At 67.8% G+C, this 19,572-nt stretch carries 17 protein-coding genes; 11 read left to right on the forward strand and 6 right to left on the reverse strand.

Going from position 1 to position 19,572, the window contains the following annotated elements; translation table 11 throughout:
- Positions 1-550 precede the first annotated feature (550 nt).
- The gene (locus FB563_RS04060; protein ID WP_055706648.1) at positions 551-1,447 is read right to left on the reverse strand and encodes a LuxR C-terminal-related transcriptional regulator; all 897 of its coding nucleotides are present in this window, start codon (positions 1,445-1,447) and stop codon (positions 551-553) included.
- A gap of 741 nt (positions 1,448-2,188) precedes the next feature.
- Here FB563_RS04060 and FB563_RS04065 point away from each other — a divergent pair.
- The 10 genes from FB563_RS04065 to FB563_RS04110 all read left to right on the forward strand — a co-directional run bounded on the left by FB563_RS04065 (position 2,189) and on the right by FB563_RS04110 (position 13,223).
- Positions 2,189-3,433, forward strand: coding sequence for an ATP-grasp domain-containing protein (locus FB563_RS04065; protein WP_159045516.1), 1,245 nt, complete (start codon positions 2,189-2,191; stop codon positions 3,431-3,433).
- 20 nt (positions 3,434-3,453) lie between these two features.
- Positions 3,454-4,512 carry an LLM class flavin-dependent oxidoreductase gene (locus tag FB563_RS04070; RefSeq protein ID WP_055706646.1) on the forward strand — a complete coding sequence of 353 codons (1,059 nt, stop codon included), beginning with the start codon at positions 3,454-3,456 and terminating at the stop codon, positions 4,510-4,512.
- A gap of 269 nt (positions 4,513-4,781) precedes the next feature.
- Positions 4,782-6,026 (forward strand): ATP-grasp domain-containing protein, encoded by a 1,245-nt coding sequence (locus FB563_RS04075; protein ID WP_055706645.1) that lies wholly within the window; start codon positions 4,782-4,784, stop codon positions 6,024-6,026.
- Between the two features lie 94 nt (positions 6,027-6,120).
- Positions 6,121-6,627, forward strand: a complete 507-nt coding sequence (locus FB563_RS04080; RefSeq protein WP_055706644.1) for a flavin reductase family protein — start codon at positions 6,121-6,123, stop codon at positions 6,625-6,627.
- 106 nt (positions 6,628-6,733) lie between these two features.
- The gene (hppD, locus tag FB563_RS04085) at positions 6,734-7,798 is read left to right on the forward strand and encodes a 4-hydroxyphenylpyruvate dioxygenase (protein ID WP_079048803.1); all 1,065 of its coding nucleotides are present in this window, start codon (positions 6,734-6,736) and stop codon (positions 7,796-7,798) included.
- Between the two features lie 52 nt (positions 7,799-7,850).
- Positions 7,851-8,768, forward strand: coding sequence for a phytanoyl-CoA dioxygenase family protein (locus FB563_RS04090; protein ID WP_055706642.1), 918 nt, complete (start codon positions 7,851-7,853; stop codon positions 8,766-8,768).
- Positions 8,768-9,679, forward strand: a complete 912-nt coding sequence (locus FB563_RS04095; RefSeq protein WP_055706641.1) for a prephenate dehydrogenase — start codon at positions 8,768-8,770, stop codon at positions 9,677-9,679. The genes FB563_RS04090 and FB563_RS04095 overlap by 1 nt, the downstream gene beginning before the upstream one ends.
- Before the next feature lie 39 nt (positions 9,680-9,718).
- Positions 9,719-11,023 (forward strand): aminotransferase-like domain-containing protein, encoded by a 1,305-nt coding sequence (locus FB563_RS04100; protein ID WP_324615846.1) that lies wholly within the window; start codon positions 9,719-9,721, stop codon positions 11,021-11,023.
- Positions 11,024-11,144: 121 nt separating this feature from the next.
- The gene (locus FB563_RS04105; protein ID WP_055706639.1) at positions 11,145-12,248 is read left to right on the forward strand and encodes an alpha-hydroxy acid oxidase; all 1,104 of its coding nucleotides are present in this window, start codon (positions 11,145-11,147) and stop codon (positions 12,246-12,248) included.
- A gap of 276 nt (positions 12,249-12,524) precedes the next feature.
- On the forward strand, positions 12,525-13,223 hold the full coding sequence (locus tag FB563_RS04110; protein ID WP_055706638.1) for an SDR family oxidoreductase: 699 nt from the start codon (positions 12,525-12,527) through the stop codon (positions 13,221-13,223).
- Positions 13,224-13,377: 154 nt separating this feature from the next.
- On the opposite strand, the gene FB563_RS04115 is transcribed toward FB563_RS04110, so the two are convergent.
- The 3 genes from FB563_RS04115 to FB563_RS04125 all read right to left on the reverse strand — a co-directional run bounded on the left by FB563_RS04115 (position 13,378) and on the right by FB563_RS04125 (position 16,607).
- Positions 13,378-14,571, reverse strand: coding sequence for a CynX/NimT family MFS transporter (locus tag FB563_RS04115; RefSeq protein ID WP_234357779.1), 1,194 nt, complete (start codon positions 14,569-14,571; stop codon positions 13,378-13,380).
- Positions 14,572-14,659: 88 nt separating this feature from the next.
- Complete coding sequence (locus FB563_RS04120) at positions 14,660-15,781, reverse strand: hypothetical protein (protein ID WP_199832837.1); 1,122 nt, start codon at positions 15,779-15,781, stop codon at positions 14,660-14,662.
- A 235-nt stretch (positions 15,782-16,016) separates the two neighbouring features.
- Positions 16,017-16,607 carry a cysteine hydrolase family protein gene (locus FB563_RS04125; RefSeq protein ID WP_055706636.1) on the reverse strand — a complete coding sequence of 197 codons (591 nt, stop codon included), beginning with the start codon at positions 16,605-16,607 and terminating at the stop codon, positions 16,017-16,019.
- 132 nt (positions 16,608-16,739) lie between these two features.
- Between FB563_RS04125 and FB563_RS04130 the strand changes: the two genes are divergently transcribed.
- On the forward strand, positions 16,740-17,732 hold the full coding sequence (locus tag FB563_RS04130; RefSeq protein ID WP_055706635.1) for a GlxA family transcriptional regulator: 993 nt from the start codon (positions 16,740-16,742) through the stop codon (positions 17,730-17,732).
- A gap of 142 nt (positions 17,733-17,874) precedes the next feature.
- Here FB563_RS04130 and FB563_RS04135 read toward each other — a convergent pair whose 3' ends face one another.
- Both FB563_RS04135 and FB563_RS04140 read right to left on the reverse strand, forming a co-directional pair.
- On the reverse strand, positions 17,875-19,068 hold the full coding sequence (locus FB563_RS04135) for an MFS transporter (protein WP_055706634.1): 1,194 nt from the start codon (positions 19,066-19,068) through the stop codon (positions 17,875-17,877).
- On the reverse strand, positions 19,068-19,571 hold the full coding sequence (locus FB563_RS04140; RefSeq protein ID WP_055706633.1) for a GNAT family N-acetyltransferase: 504 nt from the start codon (positions 19,569-19,571) through the stop codon (positions 19,068-19,070). Before FB563_RS04140 ends, FB563_RS04135 begins: the two co-directional genes overlap by 1 nt.
- Position 19,572 lies beyond the last annotated feature (1 nt).

Below are 19,572 nucleotides of genomic sequence, written 5' to 3' on the forward strand. Positions count from 1 at the left end.
TAGGCCTGGCTGTGCCGGCGTCGCTGAACCAGAACGTCGGGACCCGCCGGTAGCCGCGCGGCAGCAGGCGTGCCGGCAGAAGCTCCTGCCGGGCATCGATGGCATGAGCAACTTGCGAATCCGCGTGCGGCACTCAGCCTCAGCCAGTGCCAATAGGGCCACGCGCCCGGCGCGGTGGCCCACTGCAACACATGCTCGACCGTGAGGAGCCCGGCGCCTTCCGCGTCCAGGCTGTCGGCAAGCTGGACGCCGAGGCCCGGTTCGTCCAGCTCGAACCCGAATGAGCGGCGCGGCGCCAGGGAGTCGCCGGCGGCCTTGCGTAACGACGGCACGGTCACTTCGTTGCCGACACGAGCCCGTGGGCCACGGCCGTACCAGCAGCGTCAGCGCGGCCGGGTCGACCTTCGCCGACCTGCCCGAGCCGCGCCGAGAACGCCGCCCGCAACCTCGGATCCGCCGGGCATCCCCCCTACGAGCAGATGACGCTTCAGCAGTCGACGACACCTCGGCGCATCGGACATGCCGCCGTGGTTCGCCCTCTCAGACCGTCCTACTCACCCTCGCCTCTGCCCCAGAGATAGCCCATCTGCATCCGGTTTTGTGCATCGAGCTCTCGCTTCATGGTGGCGATGTGGCCCTGCAACGACCGCTCACTGATGCCGAGCCGCCGGGCTATCTGCTTGTCCGGGTAGCCGTTGATCAGCAGGCGCTTGATCGAGTCACGCATTGCGGGCATGACTTCCTTTGCCGCCATCGCTGCATAACTCGGGACGAACGGGAAGGGCTTTGCTCGATCCCACGACCTGTTGAACATGTCACGGAGAAAGCCGACGACGGCCGGCTCGCTCACCGCGACCGCAGAGGTGCGGTCTGCGTTCGCCGCGATGAAGGCGACGTCGTCCACGATGATCAGGCGGTCGAAGAACTCGTCGAGCGTCCGGACTGAAGCTCCGAGGCTTGTTGCCTTCTGGACATATTCTTTTGTCGCCTCGTCGAAACGCGTCGTGTGTTGATAGAGCGTACGCATGACGACGCCGGCGGCTACGTGACGTCGCACGCTTTCCAAGGCGTCGTCGAGAACTTCCCTCGGGCGAGGACCGTCCGGCTGCGCGGTAAGAATTTCCCGCCGGGAGCCCGACAGGGCGTCATCGATGGCCTGAGCGATGGCGGACAGGCCGTGAATTTCGCGGATATCCGAGTTCCTGCTCGTGACTGCGTACGACACGTCGTGCAGTCGGCTGGCCTGTTCATCGACGAGTCGCCTTAAGTCCGTCAGGTGTTTGGCCATTCCCTGGACGAACTCTTCCGGCTTCGTCAGAGCGTTCGGCGGAACGGCGTGACGGCGGTGACTCTCAGCGTCTGCCTCGTTGCCCGTGGTGGTCGGCCTGGTCGTGAGCCCTTCCCATTTTTCCTCTTTGTCCATATTGAACCCCGTGAAGATCGGCACTGCAGGAACCGGAGCCATCTTAGCGCTTGGCCTGCTCGGGGGTGATGCAGGAAGGATTGGGTGCAGGTCAGAGCCTGATTGCTGCCGGGGGGATTCGTGTACCGAATTGATGGAAACGGATGGAAAAGTTGGGCGAGGCGCGAATGTGCTGTTCTGCCTCGACTGCGATCGTCAGCCTTGCCACAGGCCGGTCGCGCCATTCACCCGAACCGGGGTGCGTGAACAACTACCGAGACAGCTCGGGCCAAGCCGACCTTCCACCTCGCGCCCAATGGGCTTCGGTGAATGGATAGATGCAGCATGCATGTTCGTGCAATTCTGATTCGTATGACGCGCACCGTACGTGTCGCATTCATCGGCGGCATCGCCGGTGTGGCCGTGGCGATGGCTATGGGGCACGGCTCGTTCTCGCCGTCCGTCACTCCGGCGTCTGCGGTCGGTTCAAGTGTGGTAACAGCCGGCGATGTCGGCTGGAATGCTGTGAAGCCCTCCGCATCCTGACCGCGCGGAGAGCGCGGCGGGTTCCCGCTGCCCGATGCGCCGGAGCGCGACAAGCCACCGCTCCACCGAGTGGATTATCGCCCATCGACTTCGGGGGACTTCTCGGAGTGCGCGTGCCGGTCCACTTCCAGTTCTCCGTCAATGGTGGCTGTGAACGGCGTTGATCCTCAATGCGCTGAGGTCTGACTTCTCGTCACGTGAACCATGGCCGAGCTCAGAGCTAGAACTCGAGGAAACCCTATGCCTTATCGTGTCCTGGTGGTGCAACCCGCGTTCTCCGCGAACGCCTATATCACTCATGCCCGTTCTCTCAATTGGGACGTCGTGGTGGCCTCCTATGAGGCCGAAGGCCGAAGGGTCGCCGAGTTCGTGCGATCTGCCGCGACAGAGATGATCGTGACGGATACCAACTCCGGGGACGTCCTGGAGGCTGCCGTCGTCCAATCCCACCAGCGGAACGCCATTCATGCTGTTGTCGCCGGCGGCGAGTACTACGTGCCGGCAGCCGGCCGGCTGTCCGCGCGGCTGGGGCTGCCCGGGCTGGCCGGCACGGCCGTGGACCAGGTCCGGCACAAGGCGAGGATGCTCGAGGCGGTGGCTGCGGCCGGCCTGCACGTACCGAGGTTCACTGTGGTCCGTGAGCTGGCGGAACTCGATGCAGCATGTGCTTACGTGGGCTTCCCCGCAGTCATCAAGCCGGTCGATTCCGGCGGGAGCGTTCACGTGTCGCGCGTCGACTCTCTCGAAGAAGCGCGCCGGGCGGTGTCTGCGATCCACGCCGAGGAGGGACTCGAGTTCGACCGGCCGCTGACCGCCGACGTGATGGTCGAAGAGTACGTGGCTGGAACGGAGTACAGCGCCGACGGCTACGTCAGCAACGGCGAAGTCACCGTTGTGGCGGTGACGCGGAAGCTGCTCGGCCCCGAGCCGCGGTTCCTGGAGCTGGGGCATCTCACGCCCGCGCCGCTCGACGAGGCTGTCCGCCACGAACTCGCGTCGTACGCCGCGGATGTCGTCAAGGCGGTGGGGATCACGACGGGGCCGTTCCACTGCGAACTGCGCCTCAGTGAGGGGCGCCCCGTACTCATCGAGGTGGCCGCGCGCCTGCCCGGCGGCAAGATCACCGAGCTCATGGAGATGGTCACCGGCCTCAGGCTGCCCGGAAGGGTCCTCGCGGACATCACCGGCGCGGATCCCCAGAGCGCGGCGGCGCATGGCGAGCCGGTCGCCAAGGCGACTGGCATTCGTTTCCTGACCGCGGGCGGCGCGGGTTCGTACGCGCGGCTCGAAGGCTGGGACGAGCTGACGTCCGAGCCGTGGGTGATGGGGAGCCACGTCCTCATCGAACCGGGCGTCGGCATCAAGACCGATGAGGCGGACTACAGCTGTCGGATCGCGGCCGTCGTCTTCACCGCGGACTCCCCGGAAGAGGCGCTCGAGCGCTGGTACGAGATCGGTGACCGCGTACGCGTGGTCAGCACCTGACACGGAAGGAAGGATCGAACATGAACCCCCTGCGCCTGCACTGGTGCTCGCCGCCCGACACGGGACAGGCGAAGCCCACGGATCCCTACAACATGGGCAAGCTCGACATGGGGGAAGTCAGGGACTTCGTGCAGGAGGCCGATGAACTCGGCGTCGACAGCCTGTTGTTCGGGATCTCCAAGCGACTGCCCGATCCGATCCCGGTGATCGGGGCGCTTTCGCAGGTCACTGATCGTGTCACGTTCATGCTCGCCTATCGGCCGGGCCTGATGACACCGCCGCTCTTCGCTCAGGTCGTCAACACTCTCTCCTGGATGACGGACGGGCGCATCGCCCTCAACATCGTGTCCGGTACCTCTCCCGCGGAGCAGGCCGGATACGGCGACTTCCTCAGCCATGACGAGAGGTACGCGCGCTGCAACGAGTTCCTGGAGATCCTCCGGGGTCTCTGGGAGGGCGAGTCACCGCTGAGCTACGACGGGCAGCACTACACGCTCAAGGACACGGAGCTCGGCCTCGGATACAGCGGCGGAGTGCGGCCACAGATCTACCTCAGCGGGGCCTCGGCCGTGGCGCAGCAGACCGCGCTGGCCCTGGGGGACTGCTGGCTGCGGTACGGAGACACCCCTGAGGCCCTGGCACAGGCCAGCCGGCCGCTCGTCGAAGGCGGGTGCCGCGTGGGTACCCGCATGCACGTGCTGGCTCGTCCCACCCGCGAGGAGGCCGTGGCGGAGCTTGCCGAGCTCGTGCGCAATCCGAACGAGGACCACAAGGAGTGGGTCCGCCATGCGCTCAGCACCACCGACTCCGAGGCGGTGACGTCCTCCTACAAGTTGGCGAACTCCGCGGTCGACGAATGGCTCTCGCCCTACATCTGGACGGGTGCCGTGGCCTACCGCGGGGGTCCGGCCCTGTGCATCGTCGGGAGCTATGAAGAGGTGGCCCAGTACATCTACAGCTACAAGGCCGCGGGTATCAGTGAATTCATCTTCTCGGGGTGGCCGACCCGGGACGAGATGAGGAACTTCTTCACTCATGTCGCTCCCCTGATTCGCCGTCTTGAGGCAGAGGCGTCCTGAGCGAGCAGGGCGACCATCTGCGCGCGCTGCCAGGACCGTAGCCAGGCGGCCGTGCAATCTCGCGAAACGAAGCCCTGCGGTGCTCGTCGCGAATACGTGTGACGAACCAAAGGAAGCGATCGAGTTCACCCCGCGGACGATGCCGATCAAGGCTGGCGCCGCAGTGACGGAGCAGCGTGGCTGTTCACGTACCCCACCCGAATGAATTGCGCGTCCGACCTGCGGCAAAGCCGGCGATCGCGCAAGTGAACAGCTACGGAGGAGTAACCATGCACATTGTCGTCATCAACCGGTGGCCGAGGTTCCAGGAGGGGCCGCGCTGGGACTTCTCGATGGGCCGCTTCGAGGAGCTCATCGACCATGAGCGGCACCAGGTCAGTTACGTGGTCGACGCGGTCGGCGCCACCGGAGTCCTTGCCGATCCCGAGCAGATCGCCGACCTGGTCGAGGTCGAAGACCTCAACGACTTCGAGGCAGTTCGCGGAGCGGTTCAGAGGATCACGGACCACCTCGGCCCGGTCGACCGGCTCGTAGCCGTGTCGGAGGCCACGCTCGGTGTCGCGGCCGAAGTCCGCGCGGCACTCGACATCCCCGGTCCGCGACCCGAGGACGTGGCCCTCTACCGGAACAAGCTGCGGATGAAGGAAGCCGCGGCGAAGGCCGGTATCCGCGTGCCTCGGTTCGCTTCCTGCGACAACCCCGAGTCCGCAGTGGACTTCGCGCGGATGATCGGATTCCCACTGATACTCAAGCCGCTGTCCGGCGCGGGGAGCAGGGGGGTGCACCGCGTCGAGGACGAGGCCACGCTCACGACGCTGCTGGATCAGATCGACACCGGGGACTACGAACTCGAGGAGTTCATCGACGGGCCGATCTACCACGTGGACGGGTTTGCCGGCGAGGACTCGCAGATCCCGTTCATGGCGGTGTCCCGCTACATCGGCGACTGCCTCGCCTTCGAGGCCGGCCGGCAGCCCCTCGGCTCCGTCGTCGTCCAGGACTCCCCGCTGCGCGACCGTGTGCACGAGTTCGCCCGGCAGTGCGTGTCGGGTCTGGGCATGACCTCCATGCCGTTCCACCTCGAGCTCTTCGTCACGGCCGGGGGGGACCTGGTGTTCCTGGAGATCGCGGGCCGGATCGGCGGGGCCGAGGTGCCGTACCTCACGGACAAGCTCTTCGGGGTCAACCTCTTCGAGCTCTGGCTGGACGCCCTGTGTGAGGGCGGGGCGACGGTCCCGCCGCAGACGGGCGACCCGTCCGGCGGCTGGCTGATCATCCCGAAGCCCGCCGGACTGCCGGCCGAGGTCGTCTCGGTGACCTCCATGCGGGACCGCTTCGCCACGATCTGGCGGGAGTTGGTACCGACCCCCGGCGAGGTGATGCAGCCCGGCGGTAGCTACGACGCGGTGCACAGCGGGCGGTTCATCCTCATCGGCGACGAGTCGGCTGTGGCGGAGGACATCCGGAAGATCATCGCCGATTTCCGGATCGAAACCGCTCCGGTGCCGCAGTGAGGAATCCCGGACCGGGCCGCACCACACCATCACGGGCCGTCGGTTGCTTCGGCCTGCCAGAAAACATTCACGAGCTGCTCCGCGGGGGAACTTGATGGACGTCGGTTCTGTACGCTTCAGCGAACTCTTCGGCTCGTTCCCGACTCCGATCGCCATCGTCACGGCAATGGACGGAGCGGGTGAGCCGTACGGTTTCACCAGCAACGCCGTCTGTTCGGTGTCGGCGGCGACGTCGACGCTGCTGGTCTCCGTCGGCAAGGGGTCCCGCACGCTGCCGGCGATCGTTTCGTCGCAGGCGTTCGCGGTGAACTTCCTCTCCTCGTCCGCGCGTGACGCCTCGCAGGTGTTCGCGAGCAAGGCCACGGACAAGTTCGCACATGTCGAATGGCGACCCTCGGCCGTTGCCGGAGGCGCTCCGCTGCTCACCGAAATCGCACTCGGCTTTGCGGAATGCAGGGTTGAGAATGCGATCGAGGTGAGTGACCATTGGCTTTTCGTAGGCCGGGTGGAAGGCGCTGAGACCTTTCCCCGCGAGCCACTTCTCTACCGTCGGGGCGACTACGGTGTCTGGTCGCCGCTGAACGAGTTCTCCCCTGTCTAGTGCGACGTTCGCACCCGAATCTCCTGATTCGCCAGGCAGTCCCTTCCCAAAAACTTATCGACATCTCGACCTCCTCCTGTCGACGATGGAAGCAGAAGGGTTTTACATGAACATCGGGGCCGTAGACCACATCGAGTTCTACGTCGGAGATGCCCAGCAGTCCGCGTTCTACCTCTGCACCGCTTTCGGCTTCCGTATCTGCGGCCAAGCCGGCCCCGAGACAGGACAGGCCGACCACCGCTCGCTGCTGCTGCGCCAGGGCGGCATCGAGGTCGTCCTCACCTCCGCCCTCAACCCCACCCACCCGGCCGCGTCCTACGTGATGCAGCACGGTGACGGCGTCGCCAACATCGCGTTCGAGGTCGACGACGCCACCCGTGCCTTCGAGCTGGCAGTCGAGCGGGGCGCCGTCGCCGTCGAACAGCCCACCGTCCACAGCAAGGACGGCACCGAGGTGGTCACCGCCGCGGTCCTGGGCTTCGGTGACGTGGCCCACCGGTTCGTCCAGCGCACCGGCGACCGCAAGCAGTTCCTGCCCGGAGTGATGGACATCATCGCCGCGGACCCCGAGGCGGGCGAGGAACTGCTCAGCACCGTGGACCACGCGGCGATCTGCCTGCCCGCGGGCCAACTGCGCCCCACGGTCGCGTTCTACGAGCACGTCTTCGGCTTCTCGCAGATCTTCGAGGAGTTCATCGAGGTCGGTTCCCAGGCGATGGACTCCAAGGTCGTCCAGAGCCCGTCCGGCAAGGTGACCTTCACCCTGATCGAGCCGGTCACCGACCGCCAGCCCGGCCAGATCGACACCTTCCTCGCCCGCCACGGCGGCGCCGGCGTCCAGCACGTGGCGCTGCTCTGCGACGACATCGTGGGCACCGTGCAGACCCTGGAGCAGCGGGGCGTCACCTTCCTGCAGACGCCGGGCTCCTACTACGACCAGCTGAAGGAGCGCTTCGAGCGCTCCGAGCTCGCGATCGAGGACCTGCGCCGGACCAACGTCCTGATCGACGAGGACCACTGGGGCCAGGTGTTCCAGATCTTCACCCAGTCCCAGCACGTGCGGAAGACGTACTTCTGGGAGGTCATCGACCGGCACGGCGCCCGCACCTTCGGCAGCGGCAACATCAAGGCGCTCTACGAGGCGGTCGCCCGCGAGAAGGTCGTCTCCTGACCCGGCTCAGGGCGCCGTCCATCCACCGAACCACCGACCTGTAAGGAAGAGCATGACCACCGAGGCCATCCGGACCTTCGCCCTCACCGACGAGGAGCGCGCGCTGCTGCCGACTGACGAGGACGTCGCCTTCTACGCGGAGCACGGCTGGTACCTGTCGAAGAAGCTGTTCACCGACGAGGAGATCGACCAGCTGGAGGCCGCCAGCGAGCGCTTCTACGCCGGCCACCGCGACCGCACCCTGCCGGTCCGCCCGCCCAAGCTGGCCTACTGGGAGCCGGAGAAGGGTGACGTCCAGCGGCACAACGACTACATCCACTACGAGGACGACACCATCGGCCGGATCCTGAGCAAGCCGCTGCTGGGCGCGGTCGCCGCGCGCCTCGCCCAGGCCGAGCAGATCCGGGTGTTCCAGTCGACGCTCATCTACAAGCCCCCGGTGGCGCAGGAGCAGTCGAACATCGTGCCCTGGCACTTCGACCGCCACTACTGGTCCACCTCCACCTCCGAGCGGATGCTGACCGCGTTCATCCCCTTCCACGACTGCGGCGAGGAGATGGGCACCATCACCATGGTCGACGGCAGCCACCTGTGGAAGGAGACCGCCGACAACGATGCCACCTCGCTGCACTTCGCCGAGCGCGACCGCTCCGAGCTGGACCAGATGCTGGAGGAGAACGCGGCGTTCAACGGCGTGGAGGTCACCAAGATCCCGGTCACGATCCCCAAGGGGCACGTCAACTTCCACCACTGCCGCACCTACCACGGCAGCGGTGCCAACGTCAGCGACCGTCCGCGCCGCGCGATCTCCTTCCACCTGCAGGACGGCGAGAACCGCTACCGCGAGTTCTTCCGCTCGGACGGCACCCAGGTCAGCTACAACCACGACGTGCTGGTGCGCCGCACGGCCGAGGGCACTCCCGACTACAGCGACCCCGAGTACCTCCCGCTGCTGTGGAGCGAGCACTGATGCGTAGTGCCGCGGTGGTCGGTACCGGATTGATCGGCACCTCGATCGCCCTGGCCCTGCGTGGCCGGGGCGTGACCACCTACCTGATCGACACCGACCCGGAGGCGGCGCGCACGGCCGCCGAACTCGGGGCCGGCATCGCGGGCAGTCCGCGTGAACCGGTCGACCTGGCGGTCATCGCGGTACCACCGCAGTACGTTGCAGCGGCCCTCAGAGAACACCAGCAGCGGGAGCTGGCACATGACTTCACGGACGCGGCCAGCGTCAAGGAGCAGGTCCAGCAGGAGGCGGCCCGGACCGGCTGTGACCTGACCCGCTTCGTCGGAGGGCATCCCATGGGTGGCCGGGAGCAGTCGGGTCCGCTGGCCGCGAGCGCCGACCTGTTCCACGGTCGTCCCTGGGTACTCACTCCGGCCCCGCAGACCCGGGCGCAGACGGTCGAACGCGCCCGGAACCTGGCTGAGCTGTGCGGGGCCAGGCCGGTCGTGATGACCCAGGCGGAGCACGACCAGGCGGTCGCGCTGGTCTCCCACACCCCGCATCTGGTGTCGAGCCTGCTCGCTGCGCGTCTGCTGCATGGCGAGCAGTCGCAGCTCGGGATCGCAGGACAGGGACTCCGTGACGTGACCCGCCTCGCCGGAGGCAGCGTTGAACTGTGGACCGACATCCTGGGCACGAATGCCGTAGCAGTCGCCGACGTCCTCGCGGAGTTCTCCCGCGACGTGGCGCTGATGGTCGACACATTGCGCACACTGGGCACCGCCCGGAAGCCGGAGCAAGACAGTGCCTCAAGGGATCGGCTCGCGTCGGTCCTGCTCCACGGCTTGCAGGGAAGGGCTCGGATCCCCGCAGGCAGCACGGACGGAGCCGGCACGATCCGGACTTATGCGACCGCACCGGGAAGGGTGTGAGGGATGACTCAAGTTGGAGCGCCACCAGATCAGGCCCTGTTGCTCGCCGACCTGCACGGCTCGCTCAGTGCCCCGGTCCTCGACGCGATGACCTTCCTCAATGAGGTCGTCGGGCGTTTCCCGGACGCGATTTCCTTCGCTCCAGGCCGGCCGACCGAGGGCGGCTTCGAACCCGAGGACCTCGCGCGCCATCTGCAGACCTACACCACGTACCTCGAGAAGGAACTCGGCTGGTCACGTGATCAGGTGCGGACCCAGTTGTTCCAGTACGGCCGTACCAGCGGCATCATCCGAGAACTGATTGCCAGGACGGTCGCCAACGACGAGGGGATCCAGGTCCCGCCGGAAGCGATCGTGGTGACGACGGGTTGCCAGGAGGCGTTGCTCCTCACCCTGAGGGCGCTCTTCGCCAGGCCCGAAGACACTCTGCTGGTCAGTTCACCCTGCTATGTGGGCATTACCGGTGCGGCCCAGCTCCTGGGCATCCGAGTGCGCCCCGTGCCCGAAGGCCCCGCCGGACCCGATCCGGAAGCCGTGCTGGCGGCTGTCCACGCCAGCAGGCAGGCAGGCGAAAACCCCCGGGCCTTCTACGTGGTCCCGGATTTCGGCAACCCCTCCGGGGCGAGCATGAGTCCGGCGGCGCGGAGGCGTCTGCTGGAGTTGGCCGCTGACGAGGACTTGCTGGTCCTGGAGGACGACCCCTACGGGTTCTTCGTCCGGACCGGATCAGCCCGCCCGACACTGAAGGCCCTCGACCACAGCCGCCGCGTGATATTCCTGGGCTCCTTCGCCAAGACCGCGCTTCCTGGGGCCCGTGTGGGCTACATCATCGCCGACCAGGAGGTCGTGGGCCCATCCGGCAGGCGCACGATGCTCACGGACGAGCTGTCGAAGATCAAGAGCATGACCACGGTGAATACCTCGGCCATCAGTCAGGCCGTCATCGGCGGGCTGCTGGTCGAAAGCGACTGCCGGCTCCGCGCCGCGAACTCTCACGCTGTCGCCCACTACCGCACCAACATGGACACGCTGCTCGACGAGTTGGAGCGGCACTTCCCCGCGGCGCGCCGGGCTGAGGTCGGAGTCCGCTGGAACCGGCCCGACGGCGGCTTCTTCGTCGTCGTCGACGTCCCTTTCGCCGCCGACCACCGGGCTCTCGAGCTCTCCGCGCGGTGCTTCGGTGTGCTGTGGACCCCGATGTGCGACTTCCATCTGGACGGCGGCGGCACTCATCAGTTGCGTTTGTCGTGCAGCTCACAGAGCCCGCAAGAGATCACCGAGGGCGTTGCGAGGTTGGCCGACTTCATCACCGCGCAGACAACCGGCACAGCCGGCCAGTACTAGAGCACGGGTTTCCGGCGGCGTATCCGGCCTGCGGAAACGCGGAAGTTCGGCTGTAGTACCAGGCCGAACGGCACATGCCCGCAAGCGACCCGCTCACCGGACGGAGAATGGAGAATACGAGGTGCCGAATCTGGACGCTTACGAGGCCGCGGCCAAGGAGCGGCTGCCGAAACCCGTCTGGGACTTCCTCGCAGGCGGAAGCGGCACCGAATCGATGCTGACGGCGGGCCGGGAAGCCCTGGACCGGATTCAGTTGCGGCCGCGCTGCCTCGTCGACGTCTCTCGCTGCGACTCCTCAACCGCCCTGCTGGGTGCCGAGTTGGCGGCTCCATTGGGTATCGCTCCCATGGCCTACCACCGGCTCGCCCACCCTGAGGGCGAGGTGGCAACGGCGCGCGCCGCGGGCGCCGCGGGCGTGCTGTTCACGGTGAGTATGTTCGCCAGTCGGACTCTTGAGGACATCGCCGCCGCGGCCAGCGGCCCCTTGTGGCTCCAGCTCTACTGGCTCAAGGACCGCGGGGCGATGACGGATCTGATCCGCCGGGCCGAGTCCGCCGGCTATCGGGCGCTGGTGCTGACCGTCGACGCACCCAGAGTCGCGTTCCGCCCGCGCGATGCCCGGAACGAGTTCGTGGTACCGCCTGATGTGCGAGCGGTCAACATCTCTCCGGAGGTCATGGCCGCCTCCCACCGGAGCCTGAACGGGCAATCGGCTGTCGCACGGCACTCGAGGGAGCAGTTCGACGCCTCGATCACCTGGGAGGACCTTGCCTGGCTGCGTGGAGTGACGTCTCTGCCGGTGGTGCTGAAGGGTGTGCTGACCGGCGAGGACGCCGAGCTGGCGGTCAAGAACGGCGTTTCGGGGCTGGTCGTCTCCAATCACGGCGGCCGACAGCTCGATTTCGCCAAGAGCGCTCCGGAGTGCCTCACCGAGGTGGTGGACGCTGCGGGAGGAGGATGCCAGGTCATCCTTGACGGGGGGATCCGGCACGGCGCAGACGTGGCCAAGGCCCTGTGCATGGGCGCGGACGCGGTCCTGATCGGACGTCCGGCTCTGTGGGGGCTGTCGCATTCCGGTGCCAAGGGGGTCGCGGGCGTCCTACGACTGATTATTGACGAGTTCGAGGAAGTCATGGCCCTGATGGGCGCGCCGTCCGTCGCCGATTTCGGACGGTCGGGAGTCTCCTACCGGGGCGGATTCACAGCTCCGACTGGACAGTTGTGATGTTGACGCGTCGATGACGGCACCGGAACGTCGCTCTTCCTTGTTGCAGCCCGGGAGTGCCCGTGACCGGGCACCACACACCCTGCCAAGTCCACAGGTCACAAGACCCGTTGACGTAGTAACAGTAGTAACATCGAGGTCCACTTTCAGTAGTTGATCGTCGATGGCATGACTGAGGTGCCCTCCGACCGACGGCACAACCGCCTCTTCGTCAGCCAATCAACACCTCGAGCCCTGACACGTCGTCGATGCCGCCATCAATGAGGAGGCCGCCCCATGGAACCCGTCACGTTGATCACAGGTGGTTCGAGCGGAATCGGTGCGGCCACTGCCCGTGCCTTGCTCAAGCAAGGTCACCGCGTGGCCATTACCGGCCGCAATGCCGATCGGCTGGCCGCATTCGCTGCCTCAGCCGGAGCGGGGGAGCGGCTGTTGACCATGTGCGGCGACGCCAGTGACAAGGACCATGTCGCCTCCGCTGTGAGTCGTGTCGCGGGCCTCTGGGGTCGGTTGGACAGGGTGATCGCCAACGCCGGGTTCTCCCTGCCCGGCACCCTGCAGGACCACGACCCTCAGGCGATGCGTGCCATGGTTCTCACCAACGTCCTCGGCCCGGCTCTGCTGGTACGTGAGGCACTGCCGCACCTCAGGGAGTCCAAGGGCCGGATCGTGATCGTCGGTTCGGTCGCGGGGACCAGGAACACGCCCGGCAACCTGTACTCCGTCACCAAGTGGGCCACGCACGCCCTGGTGGAGAACGTCCGGCTCTTGGTTGCCAAAGACCGCGTCGGCGTCACCCTCATTGCCCCGGGAGTGGTGGACACCCCGTTCTGGGACGAGCGTGGCGGCTGTCCCGAGGCAGCACCGGCACTGACCGCCGAACAGGTCGCCGAGACGATCCTCTTCGCCATCAATCAACCTGGAAGCGTGGACATCAACCAACTCGTCCTGCGTCCTGGCGGCCAGGTCAACTGATCTCGTTCGGCGGTCACCCGCAGGCGACGGGACCCGGGAAATAGCCAAAAGCCGTTCGCGCGGGTCAGCGACCATCAACCGCTCATCGCGGCAGGTCACCGCAGCCCGTGGTCCCTTCCGGGACATCCAGGCCCCGGGAGAACGCGGCAGGCCGTCAGTCACCGGCGCGTACGAAGGACGGACGGCCGGCGAGCAGACCGCACATCGTCTCGGGCACCAGCAGCACGAGCAGGAGCAGCAGCGGCGGCGCCCAGCCGCCGGTGAAGCTGTGCATGAGGCCGGTCAGCAGCGGGCCGAGTCCGGCCACCAGATAGCCGGTGGTCTGCGCCATGCCGGACAGCTGCGCGGCGACCGAAGCACTCGGGGACCGCAGGCTCAACAATGTGAAAGCGAGCGGAAACGCGCTGCCCGTGGCGAGCCCCAGGAAGACGATCCACAGCCATCCGGCCTGGGGTGCGAGGAGCACCCCGGCCAGGGCTACCGCCTTCGTCGCGGATATCCCCGTGATCAGCGGCCGTTGTGTGGGCAGCCGGGCCGCGAGAACGGGGATGACGAGGCCCAGGGGGACGCTGATCATCTGTATGGCGGAGACCATCATCCCGGCCTCCGTCGGGTCGAAGCCGTCGGCATGCATGATCTCGGGCAGCCACGCCATGAGGGCGTAGAACATCAGGGACACCAGGCCGAGAAATCCGGCCACTGCCCAGGCGAGCGAAGAGCCCAGCAGTGATTCCCCCGTTGTGACCGGGGAGTCGCTGATGTGCCGTTGTGCCCGGCGTCCCCGCACGGCGAGGGGTCCCCATACGAGTGCGGCGACGAGGGAGGGGATGGCCCATACGGCGAGGGCGATCCGCCATCCGGCGGCGTCGTGGAGCGGGACGGCGAGCCCCGCGGCCACTGCGCCGCTTCCGGCCATGAGCATCATGGAGAGCCCGGTCAGAGGTCCCACCCGGTGGGCGAAACGGCGTTTGATGACCACGGGCAGCAGCACGTTTCCGAGGGCGATCCCCGCGCCGGCGAGCACGGTGCCGGAGAAGAGCAGCACGGCGGACGGGAAGGTCCGCAGCAGGATGCCGGCCGTCAGCAGGGCGAGCGCCCCGGCGATGGTGGTTTCGGTGCCGACGCGGTGGGCTATCGGTGCGGCGAGCGAGGCGAAGGCCCCGAGGCAGAGGACGGGCAGGGTGGTCAGGAAGCTGAGCGCGACTCCGCTCAGGTGAAAGGTCGCCTGCAGATCGCTGAGCATCGGTGAGATGCCGGTGATCGCCGCGCGTAGATTCAGTGCGAGGAGCATGAGGCCGGCCAGTGCCCACAGTTGTGCGGCACGGTCGACGACGGATGAGAGGTTCACTTGTCCCCCGGGACACACCGAAGGCTTCCCCGCCCTGGGGGAAGCCTTCGGCCGTCTGAAGATGTCTGGCGGATCGGACGGGTACCGCCTAGACGGCGGCCGCCGTGGTTGCCGAACGGTTGTGGAACGGGCACACGATCTGGTTCGTCTGTCCCTTGGTCAGGGTGCTCGCGGTGTCCGCGGCGGTGCCGTTGCCGAGGAGCCGGAGGATCTCGGTGGACAGCAGGTCCGGCTGTCCCTTGAGGGCGTCGGCGGTGGGCTGGTCGGCGGAGAAGACCATTTCCGCCGCGACGTTGTCCATCACGATGCGGGCGAGGTTGTCGAGCGCGACGTGGACCGGGTCGGACGGGGTCTGGGCGGTCATCAGGTCGATGAGATGCGTGGAGACCTGATGCTGGTTCATGAAGTTCTTCAGGATGATGCTGTTCTGGTTCTGGACGTAGGTCGTCCAGATCGACAGCACCACCACGTACAGGCCGCTCCAGGCGGTGTCTCCGACCTGCTTGCGCCAGCGCGTCATCAGGGCGGAGACGCCGTCGATCTGCTTCCTCGACGACCAGTACATGTTGGTGCGCACGCTGGGGTAGACGTCGCCGGCGAAGTCCTCGAAGGACCGCATGTCGAACGACCGGGACCGGATGGTGTCGCTGATGAAGTCGTCCGCCCTGTCCAGGATGTGCGCACAGGAGTCGTGCAGACTCCCCTGCGCGTCGCCGGGGAGGCCGGCGGCTTCCAGGGTCTTCCGAGCGGTCCGAAGCGTGTTGGCGAAGTCCTGGAGGGGCTGTATCCAGCTGGTGTCACCGGGCCCGTTGAAGGCCACCATCCTCAGGTCGTGCGGGTCGATGTACGAGGCCTGGGCGGGAAGGATGGTGCGGGGGTCCAGGGACGCCGCGCAGATGGAGTAGATCCCGAGCGGTGTGTGGGCGATGGACTTGGCCAGCTCGAACACCTCGTCCACGGGCTGGACCTTCTCCAGGACCTGGCCGTTGCTGATCAGGTAGTACGTACCGCCCTGCATGTCGTTGTTGACGACGATCACCGGGTCGAGGTGGTTGATCAGACGCGCACGAAGCGCGTCGTAGTCGGTACGCATGCCGGTGTCCACGGCGCGCATGTTGTCGCGGGCCTGGGCCTGCGTGACGTTGCCGGTGGCGCCGTCGGCGGACGCGGCGCGCGCGGTGAGGCCGTTCAGGGCGCTGGCGGCGCCCACGGCGGCAGTGGCACCGAGAACAGTTCTACGGGTCGGCACTTCCTTTGTCCCCCCTGGGAAAACACGCGGATTCCCCAATCCGCGCGGATGACTGTGATCCCCCCCCCGACCGGCCGTACGGCCGATGTGATGACGCGCCACGGAGTGGTTCCGCGGCGCTGCGGAGAACGGGTCGCGGGGGGGCGTGCGTCGTTCTCCGCAGCGTTCTCCGCAGCGGTGTCCCTGCGTCGGCCGGTCAGCCCAGGGACGCGGCGGACGGAACGACGACGCCGTACAGGTCCGCGATCGTCGCGAGCGCGCCGTGGTGCAGCTGCTCGGCGGACACCTCGGCGACGTCCGTCCTCAGCGAGCGGGTGGCGGTGGCGTCGGCGACCACCGTCGGCCGGTTGCCGCGCAGGAACGCGCCCTGGGCGGTGAAGGCGATGCACATGTGGGTCATGAAGCCGGCCAGGACCAGGTTCTCGTTCCCGGCCTCGTCCACCAGGTCCCCGAGGTTGGTGCCGTGGAAGGCGTTGGGCGCCTGCTTGGTGACGATCGGCTCTCCGTCGGCCGGGGCGACCTTCTTGTGGATCCGGCCCACTTCGGCGTCGAGGTCGTACGGGCTGCCCTCGCCGCCGTCGTGCTGGACATGGATGATCTTGGCACCCGCCGCGCGGGCCCTGGTCAGGAGATCCGCGGCGGCGTCAAGGGCGCCTTCCCAGCCGTCCAGCTCCATCACACCCTGGGTGTAGGTGTTCTGGATGTCGATCAGGACGACCGTAGAGTTCGCGAGCGACGCCGGGGTCTGGTCGAGGCCGCTGAGGTCACGCAGGGTTTTCGAAGGCACAACTGCCCCTTCTTGGGATGTTCACGAGATTTTCGAGCCGTCCGCGGTGGCCGGAAATCACGCTACGATCCTCCAAATGGCGCGGCAATGACACGAAGTTTGCAGATCTGGACATGCCACGCGGGGGAAGAAATGAGCCGTATAAGACGGTTTGTCGTCGTCATGCTGTTCGAGGGCGTCGACCTGCTCGATGTCACGGGGCCGCCAGAGGTGTTCGCCCTCCTCGACCGGGAGATGGACGGCGAGACCGGCTATCACGTGGTCCTGGCCGCCGAGACCATGGACCCGGTCACCACGGCGGCCGGTGTCCGGGTACTGCCCGACATGACGTTCGTGGACGTCGCCCGCCGGCAGATCAACACCCTGATCGTGCCCGGCTCCGTCGAGGTCGACGCCGAACGCCGGGTACGGGCCCTCGCCGATCCCGGCGTGGTCGCCTGGGTGAAAACCCTCGCCGGCCGCACACGGCGGATCGCCTCGGTCTGCGTCGGGGCGCATCTCCTCGCCGCGGCCGGCCTGCTGGACGGGAAAAGGGCCACCACCCACTGGTCGACCGCGCAGCAACTCGCCGCCGACCACCCGTCGGTCGAGGTCGACGCGGATCCGATCTTCATCCGTGACGGCGGCGTGTGGACCGGAGCCGGGATCACCGCCTGCCTGGACCTGTCCCTGGCCCTGGTCGCCGAGGACCACGGCGAGAAGGCCGCGACGGCGGTCGCCCGGCAGCTGGTGATGTACCTCAAACGCCCCGGCGGTCAGAGTCAGTTCAGCGTGCCGACCGGGATCGCCTCCGCCACCCGGCGCATGGACGACATCCGCCACCACATCACCGAGAACATCACCGGACGCCACACCATCGCCACCCTGGCCGAGTTCGCCCATGTCAGCGAACGCCACATCACCCGCATGTTCAAGGAGGAGCTGGGCACGACTCCGGCCGCGTACGTCGAATCCGCCCGGGTCGAAGTGGCCCGGAACCGCCTGGAGACCACGGACGACACCCTGGAGCGGGTGGCCACCACCTCCGGCTTCAACACCGTCGACACCCTGATCCGCGCGTTCCGCCGCAGGCTCGACACCACGCCGACGGAGTACCGGAGCCGCTTCCGCCACTCCGCCGGCTGAGGACATGCCGACGCCCCGGCTCCTCGCGGTGGGGAGCCGGGGCGTCGTGTACGGCTTCCGGATCCGCCGGCGGCCAACGGCGCTGCCGGCCGCCGGGTGCCGCGGTGTCGGGCGTTCCCCGAGCCCGCCGCCGGCAAGGACGCTAGGCGCTCTCGTGCGCCGGAATCGATGTGCCGGGAGCGGCTGTCGGGGAGCCGTCGGGCCAGGGGATCCGGATGGCCGTCAGGGTGACGATCAGGGCCGAGGCCGCGACCGCGGTCATGCCGAGGGTGAGGCTCGTGCTGCTCGCGACGAAGCCGATCAGGGCCGGGCCGGCCAGCAGGCCCGTGGTGCCCATGGCGGCGACCAGCGCCAGGGCGTCGGAGCCGTGGCCGGCGGCCGCGACATAGACGCACGGGGTGACGGCGGCCGCGCCGAGGCCGACGCAGGCGAAGCCGAGGAGGGCCGGGACGAGTCCGCCGGTGAGCAGGGCGAGGGCCAGTCCGGTGGCGGCCACCGCGCTGCCGGCCCGCACCACCCGGCCGTCGCCCCAGCGGCTGCGCCAGCGGTCCGCGCGGAGCCGGGCCAGCAGCATCATCACCGAGACGACCGCGATGCCCAGCGGCGCCATGGACGCCGAGGCCCCGACGACGTCCTTCAGATAGAGCGTCGACCAGTCGTTCATCGCGCCCTCGGTGATCGTGCCGAAGGCCATGGCACAGCCCATCAGCAGGGTCGTCCAGGAGGGCAGGGCCCGGCGGCGGCTCCGCTGCGGCCCGCCCGGCGCCCCCGGGTGCGCCGGGCTCAGCAGCCCGGAGCGGGCGCCTGCGAGCAGGAGCAGCAGCAGGGCCCCGGCCACGGCGAAGTGCGCCGGGACCGACGCGGTCAGCGTGGTCACGCCCGAGGTCAGCAGGGCACCGGCGAGCAGACCGGCGCTGAACGTGGCGTGCAGCTGGGACATGGCGGTGCGGCCGTGGACCTTCTCCAGCGCGGCGCCCTGCGCGTTCATGGCGACGTTGAGGCAGCCGACCGCGACTCCGTCTGCGCAGACGGCCAGGAGGGCGAGCGGGTAGTCCGGTACGGCGGACAGCGCGGCCAGTACGGCCACCAGGCACAGCGCGGAGACCAGGGACAGCCGCCGGGAGCCGAGGCGGCGCATCAGGACGGCGACCAGCGGGAAGGAGGCCGCCGCGCCCGCCCCGCAGACCATCAGCAGCAGTCCCACCTCCCCGGCGCCCAGGTCCAGGCGGGCCTTGAGCGCGGGCAGCCGGGAGACCCAGGTGCCGTACTGGAAGCCCAGGAAGCAGAACAGCGCCGCGATCGACCACTTGGCGCGTGGGAAGGACGGGGTGGGCATCAGCTCGCCTTCCGTACGGCGGCCAGTCGCGCCGACATGTACACCGCGCCGGGACCGTAGGCGGCGGGGAGGCGTGCCTCGGGGTGGGCGCGGTAGCCGTTGGCCCGCCAGAAGTGTTCCTTGCCGGCGACCGCGATCAGGGACATGGTCCGGAACCCGCGGGTGCGGGCCACGTCCGTCAGGTGGCGGGCCATACGACTGCCGAGCCCTCTGCGCCGCAGGGGCGCGCTGACGACGAGGTCGTGCAGGTGCAGGTTGGTGGAGCAGTGGGGGGTCTGTTCGGGCCGGGTCAGGTCGGGGTAGCGGAATCTCGGGTAGGGCAGGGCCAGTGCATAGCCCGCGATCCGGCCGTCGAGGTCCAGGACGAGACAGGTGCCGGGCGTGGCCCGGGAGCGCAGCGCGGCCTCCCCCTCCGTGAGCGCGGTGCCGGCGTACGCCTCCGCTTCCAGGGCCACCACCCCGGGCCAGTCGGCCTCGGTGATCCGGCGTATCAGGTGGGTCATG

This window comes from Streptomyces puniciscabiei, assembly GCF_006715785.1.
GTDB classification, from domain to species: Bacteria; Actinomycetota; Actinomycetes; order Streptomycetales; family Streptomycetaceae; genus Streptomyces; species Streptomyces puniciscabiei.

What these genes read in the sequence shown, in the direction of transcription:
- FB563_RS04065 (WP_159045516.1), top strand. Translation starts at nt 2,189, where the DNA reads ATGCCTTATCGTGTCCTGGTGGTGCAACCCGCGTTCTCCGCGAACGCC.
- FB563_RS04070 (WP_055706646.1), top strand. Translation starts at nt 3,454, where the DNA reads ATGAACCCCCTGCGCCTGCACTGGTGCTCGCCGCCCGACACGGGACAG.
- FB563_RS04075 (WP_055706645.1), top strand. Translation starts at nt 4,782, where the DNA reads ATGCACATTGTCGTCATCAACCGGTGGCCGAGGTTCCAGGAGGGGCCG.
- FB563_RS04080 (WP_055706644.1), top strand. Translation starts at nt 6,121, where the DNA reads ATGGACGTCGGTTCTGTACGCTTCAGCGAACTCTTCGGCTCGTTCCCG.
- hppD (WP_079048803.1), top strand. Translation starts at nt 6,734, where the DNA reads ATGAACATCGGGGCCGTAGACCACATCGAGTTCTACGTCGGAGATGCC.
- FB563_RS04090 (WP_055706642.1), top strand. Translation starts at nt 7,851, where the DNA reads ATGACCACCGAGGCCATCCGGACCTTCGCCCTCACCGACGAGGAGCGC.
- FB563_RS04095 (WP_055706641.1), top strand. Translation starts at nt 8,768, where the DNA reads ATGCGTAGTGCCGCGGTGGTCGGTACCGGATTGATCGGCACCTCGATC.
- FB563_RS04110 (WP_055706638.1), top strand. Translation starts at nt 12,525, where the DNA reads ATGGAACCCGTCACGTTGATCACAGGTGGTTCGAGCGGAATCGGTGCG.
- FB563_RS04130 (WP_055706635.1), top strand. Translation starts at nt 16,740, where the DNA reads ATGAGCCGTATAAGACGGTTTGTCGTCGTCATGCTGTTCGAGGGCGTC.
- FB563_RS04135 (WP_055706634.1), bottom strand. Translation starts at nt 19,068, where the DNA reads ATGCCCACCCCGTCCTTCCCACGCGCCAAGTGGTCGATCGCGGCGCTG.
- FB563_RS04140 (WP_055706633.1), bottom strand. Translation starts at nt 19,571, where the DNA reads ATGACCCACCTGATACGCCGGATCACCGAGGCCGACTGGCCCGGGGTG.